Source organism: Parafilimonas terrae (assembly GCF_900115755.1).
In the GTDB taxonomy this organism is placed as follows: domain Bacteria; phylum Bacteroidota; class Bacteroidia; order Chitinophagales; family Chitinophagaceae; genus Parafilimonas; species Parafilimonas terrae.
Genome location: NZ_FOXQ01000001.1, coordinates 1064168 through 1084624, shown reverse-complemented (window position 1 = coordinate 1084624; position 20457 = coordinate 1064168). Strand labels below are relative to the sequence as shown.

The window sequence follows — 20457 nt, the reverse complement described above, 5'->3', positions numbered from 1 at the left end:
TAATATGAATAAGCTTTTATTAATAATAATAACATTGGCGGTTTTTGCAGGCTGTAAAAAGCAGGATTTTGTAGATGCCAATATAGACCCTACAGTGGTCTATTCTGTTCCCCCAGAAAATCAGTTTTTGAATGGCAGTAAAACCATTTTTGCCAACGATTTTGAAGCGTATTACGAAGTGTATAGGAATATAATGCCCTGGCTTCAATTGAATACACCATTAAACGGGAATGCAAAAAACTTTACCGAAGCATCAAATCCTTTCAGCAGGTATGACAATTTGTTTGGAAGAGGCGGCGGTGCATACTTATACGACGTTAATGTACTTATAAGCAAACTGCCCGACGGTGTAAAAAAAGACTCTTATGCACAGCTTGGCGCCATAGCAAGAATATTGCTCGATTTTGAATATTTCTATGTTTCTGATATTTATGGCAGCATTGCTTATACACATGCTTTTGAAGGCCGTTATAACTCAGTTTATACAGTGCCTTTCGACAACCAGCAAACTATTTTCAGCGGTATAGATGCCGACCTTAAAAATGCAATTGCGGAAATCAAGAATGCTCCTGCAGGCCAGTTTGATATAGGTAATTATGACCAGTTTTACTATGGCGATGTTTCTAAGTGGGTTAAAGCTGCTAATGCCTTACGCCTGCGCATCGCCATGCGTTTGTTGAAAAAAGACCAGTCAACAGCCGAAAGCATTATAAAAGAAGTGCTCGCCAGCCCCTCATCAGAACTTATGAATGCAAACGATGACAGCTGGACCTTCAAAGCGTCAAGCAGCCTTACTTCCGGCGGTAACTTTAATCCTGACCAGTTAAGGGCTGCCAAAGGAATGGTGGATTTTATGCTGAAAACCAATGATCCGCGCACAAGAATATTTTTTACAAAAAACTCTTACAGCAAAGAAAACTTTGATCTTGCCAAAGCGCAGGGTTTGCTCAGCAATTCGGCCGTGTTTATTGACCAGCGTTATGTGGGCAGCTATGCTTCGCCGGATTCTTCGTCTAATACAAAAATTACCAATCAATATTACAGAACCCGCACCATAGCCAAGGGTTCATCCAATCTTGTATTGGATACATTAAGCAATATCAACCCGCGTATGTTCCAAACGGCATTCAATGGCGGCAATGGTATTCAGTATTTTCCTTTAATTACGAATGCTGATTTCCTCTTTATGCGTGCTGAAATTGCTGCAAGGGGTATTGTTCCGGGTAATGTTGAAGATCTTTATACAGCAGGCGTTGCAGCCTCACTCAATTATTACGGCGAAATGGCAGTTAGCCATCAGGTGCTGGATTATTATCTGGAAACAGATGCCGGCACACAGGTAGCAGCGCCAACACAGTCTGAAATTACAGATTACCTGGCCCAGCCTGATGTTAAATTCAATCCGGCAAAAGCATTGGATCAGATCGCCTCTCAATCATTCCTTAATTCATTTAAAGAATGGAATGAAGCCTGGGCACTGGTTAAGAGAACAGGTTTACCAAATAATTCAACTGTTTTAAAACTTGAAAATTTATATTATAATGGTGAATTGCTCGCAATACCGCGCAGGGCGCCGAGGACAATTCCTAACACGGGAGATATAAACTACCAGAATGTAACAGATGCATATAACGAAATGGCCCAGGACCCTAATTATGGCAGTGGCCCTGGCGATATAAGCGGACGTGTTTGGTGGGATGCGCCATAGCAGAGATTTTGATTTGATTTTTTACAAGCAAACTCCCTGTTATTGGCAGGGAGTTTTTTAATTTACAATCTTTATTAACCGTTTTTGCAAGGCAGATATATAAATGGGAACATGATTTCTATAGACAAGCGAATAAAATTTCGGGTAAATAGTTTTGGTATAGTTACAGTTATGTTTTTTCTGTTACTTGTCCAAAGCGTTGCTGCGCAGCAAAAAAATGATTCCGTGTTTAGCGCAGCCATTATTTCTAAAATTGCATTGATGCCTGCAGATGCCGGCAAAAGCTTTTATTTAAATGCAGATAAAAGTGCAAACCCTGAAACGCTTTTGATTTTTTTATCGCCCGAATGCCCTTTGTGCCAAAATTATTCTTCTGTATTAAATGATTTATACAAACAGTATTCAGACCGGGTAAACATTTATGGGATCATTCCCGGCAAAGCATATTCGGCAATAGATGTAAAAGCTTTTCAGAAAGATTATCATATACCATTTCCATTATTAACAGACCCCCATAAAGAGCTTACACAATACCTGCAGGCCACGGTAACGCCGCAGGTAATTTTATTAGATAAAGAATACAGGCTTCTATATAAAGGCGCTATTGACAACAGGCTGCAATCGCTGGGCAAGCAAAGATTAAAACCTACTGCTTTTTATTTAAATGATGCTTTGCAGGCGAGTTTATCAAACAAAATAATTTCAATAAAACGGACAAAAGCAGTTGGCTGTATTATAAACGATTACTGATATGAGAAAACTGTTGAATTCATTGCTTTTACTACTGCTTTTAAAAAATGTAAATGCACAAAAAATTACTTATTATGAAGATGTGCAGCCCATCATTCAAGCTAATTGTGCACCTTGTCATCAGCCTGGTAAAGCGGCGCCTTTTTCTTTGTTAACATATGATGATGTAGCCAAACGGGCAACGTTTATAAAGAAAGTGGTACAATCCCGTTATATGCCACCATGGAAAGCAGATAATAGTTATGTTCACTTTGTAAATGACCGTTCCTTAACGCAGCAGCAAATAGATCTTATTTCCGAATGGGCGGATAACAAAGCGCCGGAAGGAAAAAAGAAGGCTGTACCGGCTAAAAGCCAGGCACTTGAAGGTACGGGTTATAACCGCAAACCAGACCTTGTTTTAAAAACACAGGAACCTTTTACCGTAAAAGGCGATGGGCTGGAGCGGTTTATTGTTTTTAAAATTCCTTTTGAATTAAAAGATACTGCCAATGTTGAAGCCATAGAGTTTTACAGCAATAATGAAAAGCTTGTGCATCATGCCAATTATGAATTTCATGAAGTAGCAGACACTTCTATTGATATTTATAAAACGGCTGATTTTATCAATCTTACCGATGATGACCGCAAGAAGTATGATCAATATCTTCCCTACAGGAAAACGATAACGTACTATGGTGGCTGGATTCCCGGCTCGAGCTATGAATCTTTTCCCGGCGATATTGGATGGGTAATGCCTAAACGTGGCGTTATTCTGTTAACCGTGCATTATGCACCCGCTGTAAAAGATACTCCCAGCATATGCGGCATTAATCTGTTCTTTAAAAATACACCGGTAAAGCGGCCGGTAAAAGTTATCAGTTTTGGTTCCGGCGGCATTGGCCAGCAGGAAATAAAACCATCGCCCTTTTATATACCGGCAGGGCAAACTAAAACGTTCAGTCTTGAAGTAACTAACCCCGGTGAAGATTTTTCCCTCATGGATGTTTGGCCGCACATGCATTATATTGGTAAAGAGTTTACGGCATATTTAACAACGCCGCAAAACGATACCATTAATTTGGTGCATATACCGGATTGGGATTTTCGCTGGCAGGAAATCTATCGTTTCCAACACCTTGTTCATGTGCCAAAAGGATCAACTTTACACATTACAGGCAGGTATGATAATACAGCAGATAATCCATTCAATCCATTCAGCCCTCCGCGAACAATATGGTCTTTCGGCGACATGCGCTCTACCGATGAAATGCTTACCTTAATGATGGTGTTTTTGCCTTATCAAAACGGAGATGAAAATATAAAGCTGCAAAAATGATATTGCTTATGAAAAGGGTGATTTTCATTTCTTTTTGTTGTGGGTTTACCGGTTTAATAAACGCTCAAAATGCAACACTGCCTTTATTCACTTTAATGGACTCCAAAGAAACAGGAGTTTATTTTGAAAATGATATTAAGGAAGATGATTCGCTGAATGTGCTGCGTTATGAATACTTATACAATGGTGCAGGTACAGGTATTGGCGATTTCAATAATGATGGCTTGCCCGATATATTTTTTTCATCCAATACATCTTCTTCAAAATTATTTCTCAATAAAGGCGGTTTTAAGTTTAATGATATTACCAAACAGGCAAACGTGGAAGGCAATGGCACATGGGGAACCGGTGTAAGCATTGCCGATGTGAATGGTGATGGATTGCTTGATATTTATGTTTGTCATTCAGGAAAGTTTATCAATCCGCAAAAGCTTTGCAATGAGCTATTCATTAACCGCGGATTGGTAAACGGTATTCCTGTTTTTAAGGAAATGGCCAAAGAATACGGCCTTGATGCGCCCGGCACACAAAGCACGCAGGCTGCCTTCTTTGATTACGATAACGATGGCGACCTGGATATGTTTTTATTAAATCACTCCAACCATGGCTTCGATCCTTTTATGCAAACACGCAAACAGCGGTCAACGCCTAACGTGAATTATGGAAATCAATTATTCCGTAACGACCGCGATGCTGCCGGTAATATGCATTTTACAGATGTTACTCTAAAAGCGGGTATCATTAATAATGCGCTCAATTTTGGTCTAAGTGTAATTATCAGCGATATAAATAAAGACGGTTGGCCTGATATTTATACCACCTGCGATTATACGGAAAGAGATTGTTTTTATATAAACAATAAGGATGGCAGCTTTACAGAATCACTCGAAAAATCTTTCGCCCATATTTCCAAGAATTCAATGGGAGCCGATATTGCCGATTATAACAACGATACAAGGCCGGATGTATTTACGCTTGATATGTTGCCGGAAGATAATTACCGCCGGAAATTATTAAGAGGTCCCGATGATTACGAACATCATCAATTGATTGTGGATAGCGGTTTTTATTACCAGGAAATGCGCAATATGCTGCATCTGAACCAGGGCACAGATGAAAAAGGCAATATGCGTTTCAGCGAAATTGGCCAGTTGGCAGGCGTTTCAAATACCGACTGGAGCTGGAGTGGATTATTGGCAGATTTTGATAACGATGGCTGGAAAGACCTGTTTATAAGCAATGGTTACCTCCGTGATTTTACCAATATGGATTTCTTGAAATTTTCGGTTGCCGCAGCAAAAATTGAAGCTGCAAAAAGGGGTAATCAAAACTTTCAAACCTATGACCTCGTTCAGCAAATGCCTGCAACTAAACTCAGTAATTATCTCTTTCAAAATAATCATGATTTAACTTTTACCAATAAAACGAACGATTGGGGTTTATACACGCAAACAATATCCGGCGCAGCAGCTTATGCAGATTTTGATAATAATGGTACACTTGATCTTATTGTTTGCAATAATAACGAACCAGCTATGTTATACCGTAATAACGGCGCATTGCTCAATCATTATATAAAGCTGCGGATAGAAGGAGACAGCCTTAACAGAGGGGCTTATGGTGCAAAGGTTACCGTAACAACTCCTGATGGCAATAGTCAATACCAGGAATTATATCCGGTAAAAAGTTACCAGTCAACTGTAATGCAGGATATGATTTTTGGAGTAGCCCAAAATAAAATCGTCAGGGAAATTAAAATAGTATGGCCTGGTGGAAAACAAATTATTTTAAACGATGTGGAGGCTGATCAGGTGATTCAGTTAAAACAGGCTGATGCCCGGTATATGCAGCAGGTATCAGCAGTTTCCAAAAAAATATTTGCCGATGTAACGGCTTCAACCCAACTGAATTTTATACATAAGCCCAATGATTTTGTAGATTTTAAATCAGAGCCACTTATACCATACCAGTTATCAAAACAAGGCCCGGCATTAGCAAAAGCTGACGTAAACGAGGATGGCCTTGAAGATGTTTTTTTAGGAGGCGATATTAACCAGTCATCTATATTATACCTGCAAACAAGCGAAGGAAAGTTTAAGCCATCACCATCCCAGCCCTGGAATACCGATGCAGCTGATGAAGATGTAAATGCTGTTTTTTTTGACGCAAATAATGATGGTTTTGCTGATTTATACGTTGTAAGCGGCGGAAACGTATATGAAGATGGTTCACCCGAATATCAGGACAGGCTGTACATGAATGATGGCAAAGGGAATTTCATAAAAACAATAGATGCCTTACCCATAATGACAAGCAGTAAATGCGCCATTGCCGTCGGCGATTTTGATAAAGATGGTTACATAGATGTGTTTGTGGGAGGAAGAGGAATTCCGGGCTCATTTCCCCTGGCATCCAAAAGTTATTTGCTGCATAACAATTCAAAGAACGGAACTGTAATTTTTACGGATGTTACGGATGATATTTGTACAAGCCTGCGTTTGCCCGGCATGGTTACTGCAGCCTGTTTTGCAGACATAAATGATGATACATACCCTGATTTATTAATTGCCGGTGATTGGATGCCTGTAATGCTTTTTATTAATAGCAATGGGAAATTTAAAGATGTTTCAGACAGGCTTCCAAAATTGAACGGTATGTGGGCTTCCGTTACGGCCGCAGATGTTGACAATGATGGTAAAACAGATTTTATTTTAGGCAATAGCGGTTATAACAACCAACTTAAAGTAAGCGATAAAGCGCCACTTACCATGTATGCATCCGATTTTGATAATGATGGAATAATAGACCCTCTTATATGCAGTTATATACGAGGAGTAAGTTATCCCATTTATTCCAGGGATGAGCTGTTAAACGCAATACCTTCCCTCAGGAAAAAATTTATCAGGTACAGTGATTATGCCAATGCCCGCATCAGCGATATTTTTTCAAAAGATAAAATCAAACAAGCTGTAGTGTACACCTGCAATAACCTTGCATCGGGTATATTGTATAATAATGGCAATAATGATTTTGAATTTCAACCCTTTCCTCCCGAAGCTCAATTTTCAAAAATATTTGGAAGCATTACAGACGATTTTGATCATGACGGGTTAAAGGATATTTTAATTGCAGGCAATTTTTATGTGTATAAAACGGAGCTCGGACAGAATGATGCCAGCCTTGGGTTGCTGCTAAAAGGCACGGCTAACCGCAAATTAAAACCAATGCATCCCACAGAATCTAATTGTTATATTGATGGAGATATGAGGGCGATGGTTGAGATAAAAAATAAAAACGGTTCTTTAATAATTGTTGCTAAAAACGGAGCTGCAGTGCAAGTATTGGCAAAATAAGAACCGGCTATTTAATTTTTGGAAAATTGGTAAAGGGAACTTTCTAAATTTTTTTCAAAAGATTTGTTACATTCATTAATTATTTATTAATATTGGTGAATAATAAAGCTACTAACAAACATTGGATAAGTTAACTGCGCATAAAAAGGAAGTCATAAAAGAACTCTTTTTCTCGGGTGAGTTATCTGCCGCTGATATAAGCACAATTACTAAAAAAAGTCTTCCCATTGCAGGGAAAATATTAGCTGAACTTATTAATGATAAATGGATAATTGAGAACGGTTATGCCGTGTCAACGGGTGGCCGCCGCCCGCAAATGTTTTCACTGGCGCCTGATAATTTTTATATAGCCGCCATATCCATGGACCAGCATGTAACACAGGCTGCACTGATAGACGTAAATAAAAATATAGTTAGTGAAGTTGAAACCCTTGAGTTAAACCTGAAAGAGAATGATGCCGCCCTGAATATGCTGATCGATTTCATTAACACCTTTATTCAAAAAACACATATTCCAACCAATAAAATTGCAGGTATTGGCATTGCAATGCCAGGGTTTATAGATGCTAACAAAGGGATTAATTATTCTTTTTTCAGGAATACCAAAGGTTCACTCAGTACGCACATAGCCGAAAAAACAGGCCTGCCCGTTTTTATTGATAATGATTCAAGTGTTATGGGCCTGGCTGAGCTGCGTATGGGCGCAGCCCGCAACTGTAAAAATGCAATGGTTATAAATGTTGGCTGGGGCATTGGCCTTGGAATGATTATCAACAATAAGTTATTCAGGGGAGATAATGGTTTTGCAGGCGAGTTCAGCCACATTCCGCTTTTTACCAATAATAAAATTTGTGACTGCGGCAAAACCGGTTGCCTGGAAACGGAAGCTTCGCTGTATGTGATGGCCGAAAGGGCTATGAAAGCAATAGAAGAAGGCAAAACAACCATGCTGAAGAATCTTTCGCTGGACCAAATGCAGGAAACAGCCAATAAGATTTTATCTGCTGCTGTTAAGGGCGACAAATTTGCGGTGGAACTATTGTCAGAAAGTGCCTTCAATATAGGCCGCGGCGTATCCATACTTATACATATAGTTAATCCGGGTAAAATAATAATAACAGGAAGAGGAACCGTAGCCGGGAAATTATGGCTTGCGCCGTTGCAGCAGGCTTTAAACACCTACTGCATTCCAAGGCTGGCAGAAAATACCACAGTGGAAATTTCTTTGCTGGGTGTTGAGGCCGGTTTAATGGGGGCAGCCGCTTTAGTGATGGAGAATTTGAATAAAGATTTTATCCAGAAAACAGGCAAAGGCAAACCTGAATTGCATTCTGTGCAGAAAGAAATGAAAAACACTGCTGCTGTTTAATTTTCACGAGCTGTTTTTCTGTAAAGAAGCAGCGCGCAACTGAAAAAACATCTCTGATAAATAAGTACCTATAATATCGAACTAATATTAAAAATGCTTGTATTTATTGAATCTCTTAATTAAAAATCAAATCTCAATGAGAAAGTATCCTCCTCCACAAATGCTTGTGTTGCTAATTGCGCTAATCTTTTGCTCAATGAAATCATCTGCACAAACAAGATCTTTAACCGGGGTTGTAAAAGACTCCGCCAACCAGCCCCTGGTTGCCGCCACGGTAACTGTAAAGGGCAGTAAAGTTTCCACCACTACTGCTGCAGACGGAAGTTTTACCATTGCGGTACCTGCCGGTAATGTAACGCTTGAAGTTAGTTATGTAGGCTATAACCCAATGTCTGTGCCTGTGGGGCCAGACCAGGCAGATGTGTCGGTTGTAATGCAGTCCGGCACCAATACCATCAGTGATGTGGTAGTAACAGCGCTGGGTATTAAGAAAGATGAGCGGAAACTGGGTTATGCCATAAGTACCGTAAACGGCGATGCACTAAATAAAGCACGGGAAACCAATGTGGCATTGTCGCTCGGTGGCCAGGTAGCCGGCCTGAAAGTTACAGGTACGAGCGGTGGGCCCGGCGGTACAGCCAGGATACTTTTAAGGGGTATGCCAAGCATGAACTCAGGTGGCTCTCCCTTATTTGTAATAAATGGTGTGCCAATGGATAACTCTAACAGAGGCGCCTCTGGCGAATGGGGTGGTGCTGATGCCGGTGATGGCATTGGTAATATTAATCCGGATGATATTGAAACCATGACTGTTTTAAAAGGCCAGGCGGCTTCTGCATTGTATGGCGCCCGTGCTTCCAATGGCGTTATTCTTATCACTACCAAATCGGGGTCAAAGGGTTCTCCTACTGTTGAATATAATGTTAACTATGTTACAGATAAACCAATTGACTTTACAGATTACCAGTATGTATATGGCCAGGGTCAAAATGGAGAAAAACCAACTACGGCTGCCGGTGCATTAGGTACAAACCGGTTAAGCTGGGGTTCAAAACTGGATGGAAGCCAGGTAATAGGATTCGACGGTAATCAATATTCATACAGTCCTTATAAAAATAACTTCAGCAATTTTTACCGCAGCGGTTATACACTTACCAATACGGCTTCTGTAAGCGGTGGCGGCGATAATGGTTCGTACAGGGTTTCTGCTTCCACTTTAGGCAATGATAATGTTACGCTGAAAAGCGGCATCAGCAGAAAAACAATCAATTTAAACCTAAATCAGAATGTTACTAAAAAACTGAATGTTGCTGTAATTGCCAACTATATTGATCAAAAAGACAGGAACAGGGAATATTTGAGTGATGGCCCGGGCAATCCTAACAACTTCCAGTTTTTGGCAAGCAACGTAAATAATGAAATCTTTAAGCCAGGCGTTAATGCCGATGGCTCAGAAATTGTTTTTAGTGATGATAATTATGTAACCAATCCCTGGTTTGTAGTAAATAACTGGATAAACAATACCGGCAGAAAACGTTTAATTGGAAGCCTGAGCGCTAAATATAATTTCACTGACTGGATTTATGCTATGGCAAGAGTAGGTTATGATCATGAGAATGATGATTACCTGAACGTTACTCCAACAGGTACTTCTTATTCTTATAATTCGGCAGGCCAGTCTGGAAGCATTAACCAGTCCAATGCACAAACATCAGAATTGAATGTAGATGGTATTGTTGGCGTTAATCATTCAATTACAAAAGATGTTTCTTTTAATGCAACATTAGGCGCCAACCTCAGGAAAAACAATTTTCAATCAGTTGGTGTAAACGGTGGCCCTTTTGTAGTGCCTTACTTATACACTCCTGGAAATGTTGTTAGTTTTGGAAGAAGTTATTCTGAAATACATAGAGAAGTACATTCTGCTTATTATTCAGTTGAATTCAGCTATAAAGACTTATTAACTTTAGCTACAACCGGCAGATATGATGCCTTCTCCACTTTGTATAATTCAGGCATTCCAAAGGATCAGCGGAATATATTCACACCATCCGTATCAGGAAGTTTTGTATTTTCTCAATTGCTTCACAGCCCGGTATTGAGCTTTGGTAAGTTAAGAGCTTCTTATGCTCAAACAAGCGGTGAGCCTGCCAATGCGTATGCAACCGCAGTGTATTATAGTGTAGGTAATTCAATAAACGGAACACCTACGGGTAATTTTAGCTCCACTTTGCCTAATCTCTTTTTAAAGCCATTTACAAAAACAGAATTTGAAGTAGGTACTGAACTTAAATTTTTCAGCAACAGGTTAGGTTTGGATGTTGCCTGGTACACGCAAAAAACTAAAAACGAAATCATGAACGGAAGCCTGAGCAGTGCTACCGGTTACACAAGCAGGGTGGTTGCTAATGGTTCTGTTCAAAACCAAGGCCTTGAAGTTGCAATAACAGGTACGCCGGTAAGAGGTAAAGATTTCAACTGGGATATCACTTTAAACTACACCCATGTACAAAACAAAATACTTACAACAGACGAAGCAGATAACGATATAGGCCTTGGTACTTACAGGCCTTTGAATGCCAATACTGCATTTGTCGTTGGTTTGGCCGGTCCGCAAATTCTTGCACATGATTATACTTATGATTCAAAAGGCCAGGTAGTTGTAGATGCAGATGGTTTGCCAATACAGGGGGGCCTCATTCCTATGGGCAGCGTTTTACCAACTGATTATGGTGGATTGAATAACTCATTTACTTACAAAAATTTCAATCTGTCTTTCCTGGTTGATTATAATTATGGAAATAACGTATTATCTGCCACCAATTATTATTCTATTTATCGTGGTTTGAATAAGATGACGCTTGAAGGAAGAGAAGGCGGTATTACAACCGGCGTTTATGCCGATGGCACTGCCAATACTGTTGCTGCAAATGCGCAGGCTTATTACCAAAGGCTGGCAACGATTTCAAAAATAAATGTGCTAAGTGGTGATTACATTAAATTAAGGCAGGTAACATTAGGTTACACTTTCTCCGAAGAGATGCTTAAAAAAGTTCCTGTTATACGCACGCTGCAAATATCGTTTGTAGGCCGTAACCTGTTTTATCTAATGAAGAAGAGCGATAACATTGATCCTGAGGGCGGCTTCAGGGCAGATGTAAACTACGCAGGCATAGAAGGGACCAGCCTTCCATCAACAAGAACATTTGGCTTTAATGTAAACATCAAATTCAAAAACTAATTTTATCATGAAGAAGATATTAATATTTATTGGTGCAGCAACGGTTATGCTGGCGGCATCGTGCACCAAAGACTTTGATAAGATAAATACTAATCCTGGCTCAGCGTCAGGTGAAAATTTTGATCCGAATCTTTTGCTGCCGACTGCAGAAATAAACTATGTAAGTACCATACAAGGTTATAGTGGTGCTATATTGTTTCAAAGTATGTGGGTGCAAATATTTGCGAATGCAGAATATCCAACATATTATAGCAATGGCGATAAATATGTGGCATCAGGCAATATTTTAACTTATGCTGCAAGCATCTGGAATAACGCATACCAGGCTGCAAGCAAAGCGAAAGAGATACAAAACCTTATCGCAGAAAAAGGCACTGCACAAACCAATTTAAGCAGTGTTGCCTTTATTGTTCAGTTATTGAATTTAGAGCTGATTACAGATGTGTATGGCGATTGCCCTTACTCACAGGCGTTACAGGCAAAAACAGCCAATATTGCTTTCCCGGTTTATGATAAGCAATCTGATATTTACCCGTCAATGCTTAACAGCCTTGATTCTGCAATAAGTACGCTAGATGCATCCGGTGATAAAATTACCAACGATATAATTTATGATGGTGATATAACAAAATGGAAAAAGTTTGGTTATTCACTGATGCTTCGCATGGCAATGCGTTTAACTAAAGTTGATGCCGCTACTGCACAGAAATATGCGGAGAAAGCTTATGCAGGTGGCACCTTCAGCAGCGTTGATGATAACGCCTTTATTAATTTTGATAATGCAAATGGTTATAATAATGCCAACACAAGCGCTTTGCAGGTTCCTGAAGATTTTTCTCAGGTTAGATGGAGCAAGCCATTGATGGATTTTCTTAAAGCGGGTAATGATCCAAGGGTTTCTGTAATTGCTGAAATCCCAGAAAACGGCACAACCAATAATAATGATAAAACGCTTGATGGTGACCACACTTTTGCTAAACAAATAGGCATGCCAAGCGGCTACGATCAAAATGGTGGTGCTACAGATATAAGCAAGGAACCTAATTATCCGGGCGCATCACCTGCAGATGCCTCAATTAATGGAGATGCAGCATTTGCTGTTGGCTTGTACTCAAGGCCTACTGCAGCGCTTTATACAAGAAGCCTGAGTACACCGGGTTTTATTCTCACATATGCTGAAACAGAATTGCTGCTGGCTGAAGCTGCCGTAAGAGGCTGGAATGTTGGAAATGCATCAACACATTATCATAATGGTGTATCAGCGGCGCTTCAATCTTATGGCACATTTAACAGCGTGGGTGAAATATCTGCTACTGAAGCAGAAACATATGCTACTGCACATCCGCTTGTTACTTCTTCAACAGAGGCTTCTCTTGCCCAGATCAATATGCAATTCTGGGCCACCACCGGCACATTGTTCAATTTTATTGAAGCATGGAATAACTGGAGAAGATCTGGTTATCCCGTATTAACACCGGTTAACTATGCAGGAAATTTCTCCGGCGGACAAATTCCAAGAAGAGAAACTTATCCTTCAACCGAACCGTCTACTAACGGCGAGAATTACAACGCAGGTGTTTCCTCAAATGGCGGCGATACCTGGACCAATCGTGTTTGGTGGGATAAGGAATAATGATAAACTTTTAAATAATTAAACTTTAAGGCTGCTTTTTAAGGGCAGCCTTTTTTTTACTTTTATACACCTGCAATCATTAGCAGCCTTTCAAGATATAGCTGATGCAACAAATAAAAATTACTGCTGTTTGTTCCCTCTTATTCATAACGTGCTTTTTAAATGTTTCTGCGCAGCAAAAACTATTTAACCTGCTTGATTCAACTAAAACGGGCATAGGCTTCAGCAATCATTTAACCGAGTCGGAAGAACTTAATGTACTGGCCTTTGAATATTTCTTTAATGGCGGCGGCGTGGCGGTGGGCGATATTAATAATGATGGTTTATTGGATATTTTCTTCACTGCCAATATGCAGCCTAATAAGCTTTACCTGAACCTTGGCAACATGAAGTTTAAAGATATTACGCAGGAAGCCAATCCTTTGATGGGTGGAAGGCCTGGCGGCTGGAAAACAGGCGCTACAATGGCCGATGCAAATGGCGATGGGCTGCTTGATATTTATGTATGTTATTCCGGCATAGCAGATGATGAAACAAGAAGAAACCAGTTATTTATAAACAAAGGCAATTTGAAATTTGAAGAAGAAGCCAGGCAGTATGGTTTGGATGATAAAAGTTACAGCACCCAGGCCGCTTTTTTTGATTATGATAATGATGGCGATTTAGACATGTTCCTGCTTAACCACAGCAATAAAAAAATTGGTAATGAGGAGTTGGCAAAATATCGCAATGATGTTGACAGCCTTGCTGGCAGCAAGTTATATGAGAACGACGGGCATGGCCATTTTAAAGATATGTCTGCCAAAGCGGGATTGCACCAAAGCGCTTTAACCTTCGGGTTAGGTATCGCTATTGCCGATATTAATAAAGATGGATGGCAGGATGTGTATGTAACTAATGATTATAACGAACCTGATTATTTATATATTAATAATCACGACGGTACATTTACTGATGATACAAAGAACCGTTTACAACATCTTGCACAGTTTTCAATGGGCGTAGATGTGGCAGATTATAATAACGATGGTTCGCCCGATATTATTAATCTTGATATGCTGCCTGAAGATAACAAGCGTCAAAAGCAATTGCAGTTACAGGAAAACTACGAGTCGTTCCAGTTAATGATAAGCCAGGATATTTATAAACAATACATGCACAATGCCCTGCAATTAAACAATGGCGATGGCACATTCAGCGAAATTGCACAGTTTGCAGGCGTTTCAAATACTGACTGGAGCTGGACGCCTTTACTTGCCGATTTTGATAACGATGGCTATAAAGACCTCTTTGTTACAAATGGTTATTTAAGGGATTATACTAACAAGGACTTTTTAAAATACTGGGGCGATTATAAAGTGAAAAAAGCCGTGGAGCGACAACCGGTTTTATTAATGGACCTTGTAAAAGCCATGCCTGCAACAAAGCTGCCGAATTATATTTTCAGGAACAACCATGATCTTACATTCTCGAATAAAATAACAGATTGGGGGATTGATGAACCTTCCATATCAAGCGGTGCTGTGTATGCTGATCTTGATAATGATGGCGATCTTGATCTTATTGTAAACAACGTTAATCAACCTGCATTTATATATCAAAACATGAGCAGGGATAATGATAACGCTGCTTACATTTCAATACAATTAAAAGGCGTGGGCCAAAACAGTTTTGCCATTGGTGCGAAGGTTTATGTTTACACAAATGGCAATGAACAATACCAGGAAGTAAATCCTTCCCGCGGGTATTTATCATGCATACCGGCAACTGTAACTTTTGGATTAGGCGCTGCCACTGTTGTAGATTCCATCCGTATCATTTTTCCTGATCAAAAAACAATACTCCTGCAAAAGCAAAATATAAACCAGCATCTTGTTATTAATGAAAAAGAAGCAACGCAAAAATATAATCAGCCTTCAGCCAAACCTTCAAAAACGATATTTACTAAAAAGGATAATATTTTAAAATATACAAGAACAGAGTTTGATGAAAACGATTTTAAGCGCCAGCCATTAATGTTGTTCATGCTTTCCAAAACAGGTCCTGTAATGGCTAAAGCCGATATTAATAAAGACGGGCTTGATGATATTTTTATAAGCGGCGATGGTAATAGCCCGGGCAAGATATATGTGCAGCAAAAAGATGGATCATTCAGGCCAATTGCCGGTTTAAATATTGGCGATGAAAACGCTTCCGCCATTGCAGCCGCTGCGTTTTTTGATGCTAATGGCGATGGTTATCCTGATTTATATATCGCCAAAGGTGGCTATTCATTATTCGAACCAAACACGCCAGCCTTGCAGGATGAATTGTATATAAACGATGGCAAAAATAATTTTGCCATTTTACAAAATGCTTTGCCTGATATGAGCGCTAACAGCAAGAGCTGTGTAAAACCCTGCGATTATGATAACGATGGCGATATTGATTTGTTCGTAGGAGGCAGGGTTATTCCCGGCCAGTATCCTGCAACGCCCGAAAGTTTTTTATTGCAGAATAATGGCAAAGGCTATTTCACCAAAATAAAAGCAAGCTTTGAAAAAGCCGGCATGGTTACAGATGCACAGTGGATTGATCTTAATGATGACGGAAGAAAAGATTTGATTATGTGCGGAGAATTTATGCCTTTAAAAGCATACATAAATTCAGCTAATGGTTTTACAGATGCAACACTAACTTATTTTCCGGGAAACAATAATGGTTTCTGGAACACACTTACTGTGGCTGATATAAATGATGATGGTAAGGAAGATATCATTGCAGGAAACCTTGGTTTGAATTCACAGATACATGCATCATCTGATGAGCCGGCAAAAATGTATTATGCCGACTTTGATGGCGATGGCAATCTTGACCCCGTTTTCAATTTTTATATTCAGGGTAAAAGTTATCCTTATGTGAGCAGGGATGAATTAAACAATCAAATTACAGGCATGCGTAAAAAGTTTACAACATACAGGGATTATGCAAGCGCAACTATTACGGATATCTTCTCTCCTGATGAAATATCGAAATCAGATTCACTTACCGTGAATGAATTACATACCTGCGCATTCATAAACAAAGATGGAAAGTTTATTAAAACAGTATTGCCTTCACAGGCGCAGTTCACTTATATATCAAAAATAATTGCGGATGATTTTGATAAAGATGGTAAAACAGATTTATTGTTGTTCGGCAATCATACAGATAACAGGTTAAAGCTTGGCGCTATTGATGCATCTTATGGTACTTTATTGAAAGGCGATGGAAAAGGCAGCTTCATTTATGTACCGCAAACATCATCGGGCATGAGCATAAAAGGCGATGTAAAATCTGCATTGCAAATGAATGTTCATCAGTCTTCATACATATTTGCAGGCGTTGCAGGCAGCGCATTGCAGGTGTATAAAATAAACGATGAATAAGCAGTTATTTTTTGTTTGCCTGCACAAAAAAGGCCGGTTTCAAAGACCGGCCTTTTTCTATTACGGGATAAACTATTTCTTTTCAAAATCTGAAGCGCTTGGTAAAATTTCACCGGCAGCAGCGCCCACCCTGCTATGTTTTTTACTATAGCCAAAATATATTATCAGTCCTATAATCATCCATACTAAAGCACTTGCTAAAGTTTCATTGGGCAGGCCAACAATCATAGCTGTACATACTAACATTCCGAGAATAGGAACCAGCGGCACCATAGGTGTTTTAAAAGGACGTTTTATTGTTGGTTCTGTTTTGCGCATAATCATTATACCGAGGCAAACCAGCACAAAGGCGAATAAAGTTCCGATGGAAGTAAGGTCGCCTGCTACATTAACAGGAACAAAAGCAGCAAACAATCCTACAAAAACAAACAGTACAATATTGCTTTTATAGGGGGTGCGGAATTTGGGATGCAGGTCGCTGAATATTTTTGGCAATAACCCGTCGCATGACATAGTATAAAAAACCCTTGACTGCCCCATCAGCATTACCAGTATTACTGAAGAAAAGCCAAGCAAAATGGCAAAAGATACAAGCTTTGCCAGCCAGCCATAATTAGTCATGTATGTTTGAATAGCATAAGCAACAGATGCTTCCTTACCTGACTTTACAAAATCGGTATAAGGTGCAACGCCGGTTAAAACGTAAGAAAAAAGTATGTAGAGAATGGTGCAGATAAGCAATGAGCCGAGAATGCCTACCGGCATATCCTTCTTTGGGTTTTTTGCTTCCTGTGCTGTTGTTGAAACAGCATCAAAACCAATAAAGGCAAAAAACACAATACCTGCCCCGGTTAATACACCGCCCCATCCATGCCTGAAGAAATTGGAATACGAGTATTCAGATCCATCCGGCAGTATAGCGGGTTTTGCATCTTCGGGAATAAAGAAAGGCGTATGGTTTGCGCTGTTTATAAAGCCCCATCCAATCGCAATAAAAACAAGCACAATGGCCACTTTTATAATAACGATAATCATGTTTACACGGGCAGATTCCTGCGTGCCTTTTATTAATAATACAGACAGCATCAATAAAATAAACAATGCCGGTATATTCATAATGCCATGATGCATTACCCCGTTTGCATCCTGCAAAGATTCAAACGGCGAGTGGCACCATTCATACGGTATCGTTTTCCCCACAAGTATGTTTAAATATTCACTCCATGAAATAGAAACCGTGGCGGCGCCAAGAGCGTATTCAAGTATCAGTGCCCATCCAATTATCCAGGCTATTAATTCGCCCATAGTGGCATAGGCATAAGTATATGCGCTCCCTGCAATGGGGATCATGGAAGCAAATTCAGCATAACATAATCCTGCAAAAGCGCATCCAATTGCAGCAACAATAAAAGAAATGGTTACGGCAGGGCCTGCATGCTGGCCTGCTGCTGCAGCCGTTCTCACAAATAAGCCTGCGCCTATTATTGCGCCAATGCCAAGAGCAATAAGGTTACCCGCATTCAATGTGCGTTTTAATCCTTTTTCTCCTTCCTCTGCCTGTGCCAGCAAAGAGGCCAGCGTTTTTTTTCTGAATAAGCTCATAGATTTAGTTATTAATAGCCGGAAAAATAAGGATTTATTTTTTTGCAGATAAAATGTTTTAAGCTGCCCGTGGAAACAAGCCTTTGATTGACTTTATTAATATTATATTGCAAACGAAATTATCTGATGAGGAAACGCAATAATCTTACACTCTATATTTTGGTGGCGATGGCTTTGGGCGTGGTGGTTGGCTATCTTGTATTTCTGTATTGTTTGCCCGAAACAAGAAACGGGTTTGCTATAAAAATAAAGCTACTTTCCACTATTTTTTTAAGGCTTGTGCAAATGATAATTGCACCGCTTGTTTTTTCTACACTCGTGGTAGGCATAGCCAAACTCGGAAATATCAAAACCGTGGGCCGCGTTGGCGGCAAGGCTTTGCTGTGGTTTATTTCAGCTTCACTGGCCAGTTTATTACTGGGCATGCTGCTGGTGAATGTTTTTAAACCAGGCGCCTCTATTGATTTAAGCAATGCTGATATCGTTGGCGCGGAAGACCTTATTGGTAAAACACAGCAATTCAGCCTGCAAAACTTTGTAGAACACGTTTTTCCTGTAAGCGTAATTGAATCAATGGCCGAAAACCAGATACTGCAGATTGTAGTGTTTTCAGTAATGTTTGGTATTGCCACGGCGGCATTGGGCGATAAAGGCAAAATTGTAATAAAAGGCCTTAATGCGGTTTCTCATGTTATTTTAAAAATGGTGGATTATGTTATGATGACGGCGCCGCTTGGCGTTTTTGGCGCTATTGCAGGTGTAATGGCTGTGCAGGGCCCTAAAATATTTTTGTTCTATGCGAATTACTTTTTATACTTTATTATAGGCATTGCATTATTGTGGCTTTTGCTGCTGATTGTTGGATTTATTATTCTCAATAAAAGATTGCCCAATCTTTTAAAGCACATTGTTCAACCATTAATTATTGCCTTCAGCACAACAAGCAGCGAAGCTGTTTTTCCAAAACTTACCGAAGAGCTGGAAGAATTTGGCTGCGATGAAAAAATAGTCTCTTTCGTTTTGCCGCTGGGCTATTCATTTAACCTTGATGGCAGCATGATGTATATGACTTTTGCAAGCCTTGCCATAGCACAGGCTTATGGCATTCAAATGGACTATGGCACCCAGCTTACCATGCTGCTGGTTTTAATGCTTACCAGCAAAGGAATTGCAGGTGTGCCGCGGGCATCGCTGGTGGTGGTAACAGCCACATGTGCTATGTTTAAAATTCCGCCGGAAGGCGTTGCTTTAATATTGCCCATTGATCATTTTTGCGACATGTTTCGCACGGCAACCAATGTGCTGGGCAATGGATTGGCAACAAGCGCGGTAAGCAAATGGGAAAAGGCATTGGATTGATTACTTATTAAACAAACAAAATGATTCATTTATTAGAATTTCAATGGCACGATCTTATTAATCCTGAGTTTTACATAAAGCTTGGCGGGCTATGGTTATTGTTGTTTATCATATTTGCTGAAACAGGTTTATTTGCCGGCTTCTTTTTGCCTGGCGACAGCCTGTTGTTTGTAGCCGGCATTTACAGCCGCGACCTCGCTTCTTCTGTTATTCCTTCCACAAACGAAGTAGTTGATCTTTTCTTTTTATGGATAATAATTTCATTGGCCGGTATTATCGGGAATTTTGTTGGCTACTGGTTTGGGCGAAAAAGCGGGCCTTTTTTATATCATAGAAAAGATACCCTGCTGTTCAAGAAAAAATATTTAGTGCGTGCCACGGAATTTTATAATCAATATGGCGGATGGGCCATTGTTGCTGCACGCTTTGTGCCTATCATAAGAACGTTTGCGCCGATTGTTGCAGGCGTGGTGCAAATGGACAAAAAGAAATTTACATACTTTAATATCGTGGGTTGTGTGGCGTGGGTGGGCGCTATGCTTTTTGCCGGCCATTTTCTTTACAAATGGGTCATGAGCAAATTCGGAATTGACCTTAAAGAACATCTTGAGATGATCGTAATAATTATTGTGGCAGTATCCACGCTTCCTATCATTTATAAATTCTTTTTTGCCAAAGACAAAAAAGATTCAGAAAAGGCCGTGTGAAACGCCTGTG

General features: G+C 39.9%; 11 protein-coding genes. 10 read left to right on the top strand and 1 reads right to left on the bottom strand.

Features of this window, described 5'->3' with window-relative positions:
* Positions 1–4 precede the first annotated feature (4 nt).
* The 8 genes from BM015_RS04660 (at position 5) to BM015_RS04625 (ending at position 16779) form a co-directional block, all read left to right on the top strand.
* Positions 5–1708 (top strand): SusD/RagB family nutrient-binding outer membrane lipoprotein, encoded by a 1704-nt coding sequence (locus tag BM015_RS04660; RefSeq protein WP_177191806.1) that lies wholly within the window; start codon positions 5–7, stop codon positions 1706–1708.
* 171 nt (positions 1709–1879) lie between these two features.
* On the top strand, positions 1880–2458 hold the full coding sequence (locus BM015_RS04655) for a redoxin domain-containing protein (RefSeq protein WP_177191805.1): 579 nt from the start codon (positions 1880–1882) through the stop codon (positions 2456–2458).
* Between the two features lies 1 nt (position 2459).
* Positions 2460–3776 (top strand): c-type cytochrome, encoded by a 1317-nt coding sequence (locus BM015_RS04650; RefSeq protein WP_090654994.1) that lies wholly within the window; start codon positions 2460–2462, stop codon positions 3774–3776.
* 8 nt (positions 3777–3784) lie between these two features.
* Positions 3785–7129: a VCBS repeat-containing protein gene (locus tag BM015_RS04645; protein ID WP_090655277.1), complete on the top strand. Its 3345-nt coding sequence runs from the start codon at positions 3785–3787 to the stop codon at positions 7127–7129.
* 121 nt (positions 7130–7250) lie between these two features.
* Positions 7251–8498 (top strand): ROK family protein, encoded by a 1248-nt coding sequence (locus tag BM015_RS04640; protein ID WP_090654991.1) that lies wholly within the window; start codon positions 7251–7253, stop codon positions 8496–8498.
* Between the two features lie 196 nt (positions 8499–8694).
* Entirely contained in the window at positions 8695–11739 is a 3045-nt protein-coding gene (locus BM015_RS04635) for a SusC/RagA family TonB-linked outer membrane protein (protein WP_245751221.1), read from the top strand.
* Positions 11740–11746: 7 nt separating this feature from the next.
* The gene (locus BM015_RS04630; RefSeq protein ID WP_090654985.1) at positions 11747–13372 is read left to right on the top strand and encodes a SusD/RagB family nutrient-binding outer membrane lipoprotein; all 1626 of its coding nucleotides are present in this window, start codon (positions 11747–11749) and stop codon (positions 13370–13372) included.
* A 104-nt stretch (positions 13373–13476) separates the two neighbouring features.
* Positions 13477–16779, top strand: coding sequence for a VCBS repeat-containing protein (locus BM015_RS04625; RefSeq protein WP_090654982.1), 3303 nt, complete (start codon positions 13477–13479; stop codon positions 16777–16779).
* A 72-nt stretch (positions 16780–16851) separates the two neighbouring features.
* Here BM015_RS04625 and BM015_RS04620 read toward each other — a convergent pair whose 3' ends face one another.
* Positions 16852–18381 (bottom strand): amino acid permease, encoded by a 1530-nt coding sequence (locus BM015_RS04620; RefSeq protein ID WP_090654979.1) that lies wholly within the window; start codon positions 18379–18381, stop codon positions 16852–16854.
* A gap of 126 nt (positions 18382–18507) precedes the next feature.
* Here BM015_RS04620 and BM015_RS04615 point away from each other — a divergent pair, with 126 nt between their 5' ends.
* Positions 18508–19740 carry a dicarboxylate/amino acid:cation symporter gene (locus tag BM015_RS04615; RefSeq protein ID WP_090654975.1) on the top strand — a complete coding sequence of 411 codons (1233 nt, stop codon included), beginning with the start codon at positions 18508–18510 and terminating at the stop codon, positions 19738–19740.
* 20 nt (positions 19741–19760) lie between these two features.
* Positions 19761–20447 (top strand): DedA family protein, encoded by a 687-nt coding sequence (locus BM015_RS04610; protein WP_090654972.1) that lies wholly within the window; start codon positions 19761–19763, stop codon positions 20445–20447.
* The last annotated feature ends 10 nt before the right edge of the window (positions 20448–20457 follow it).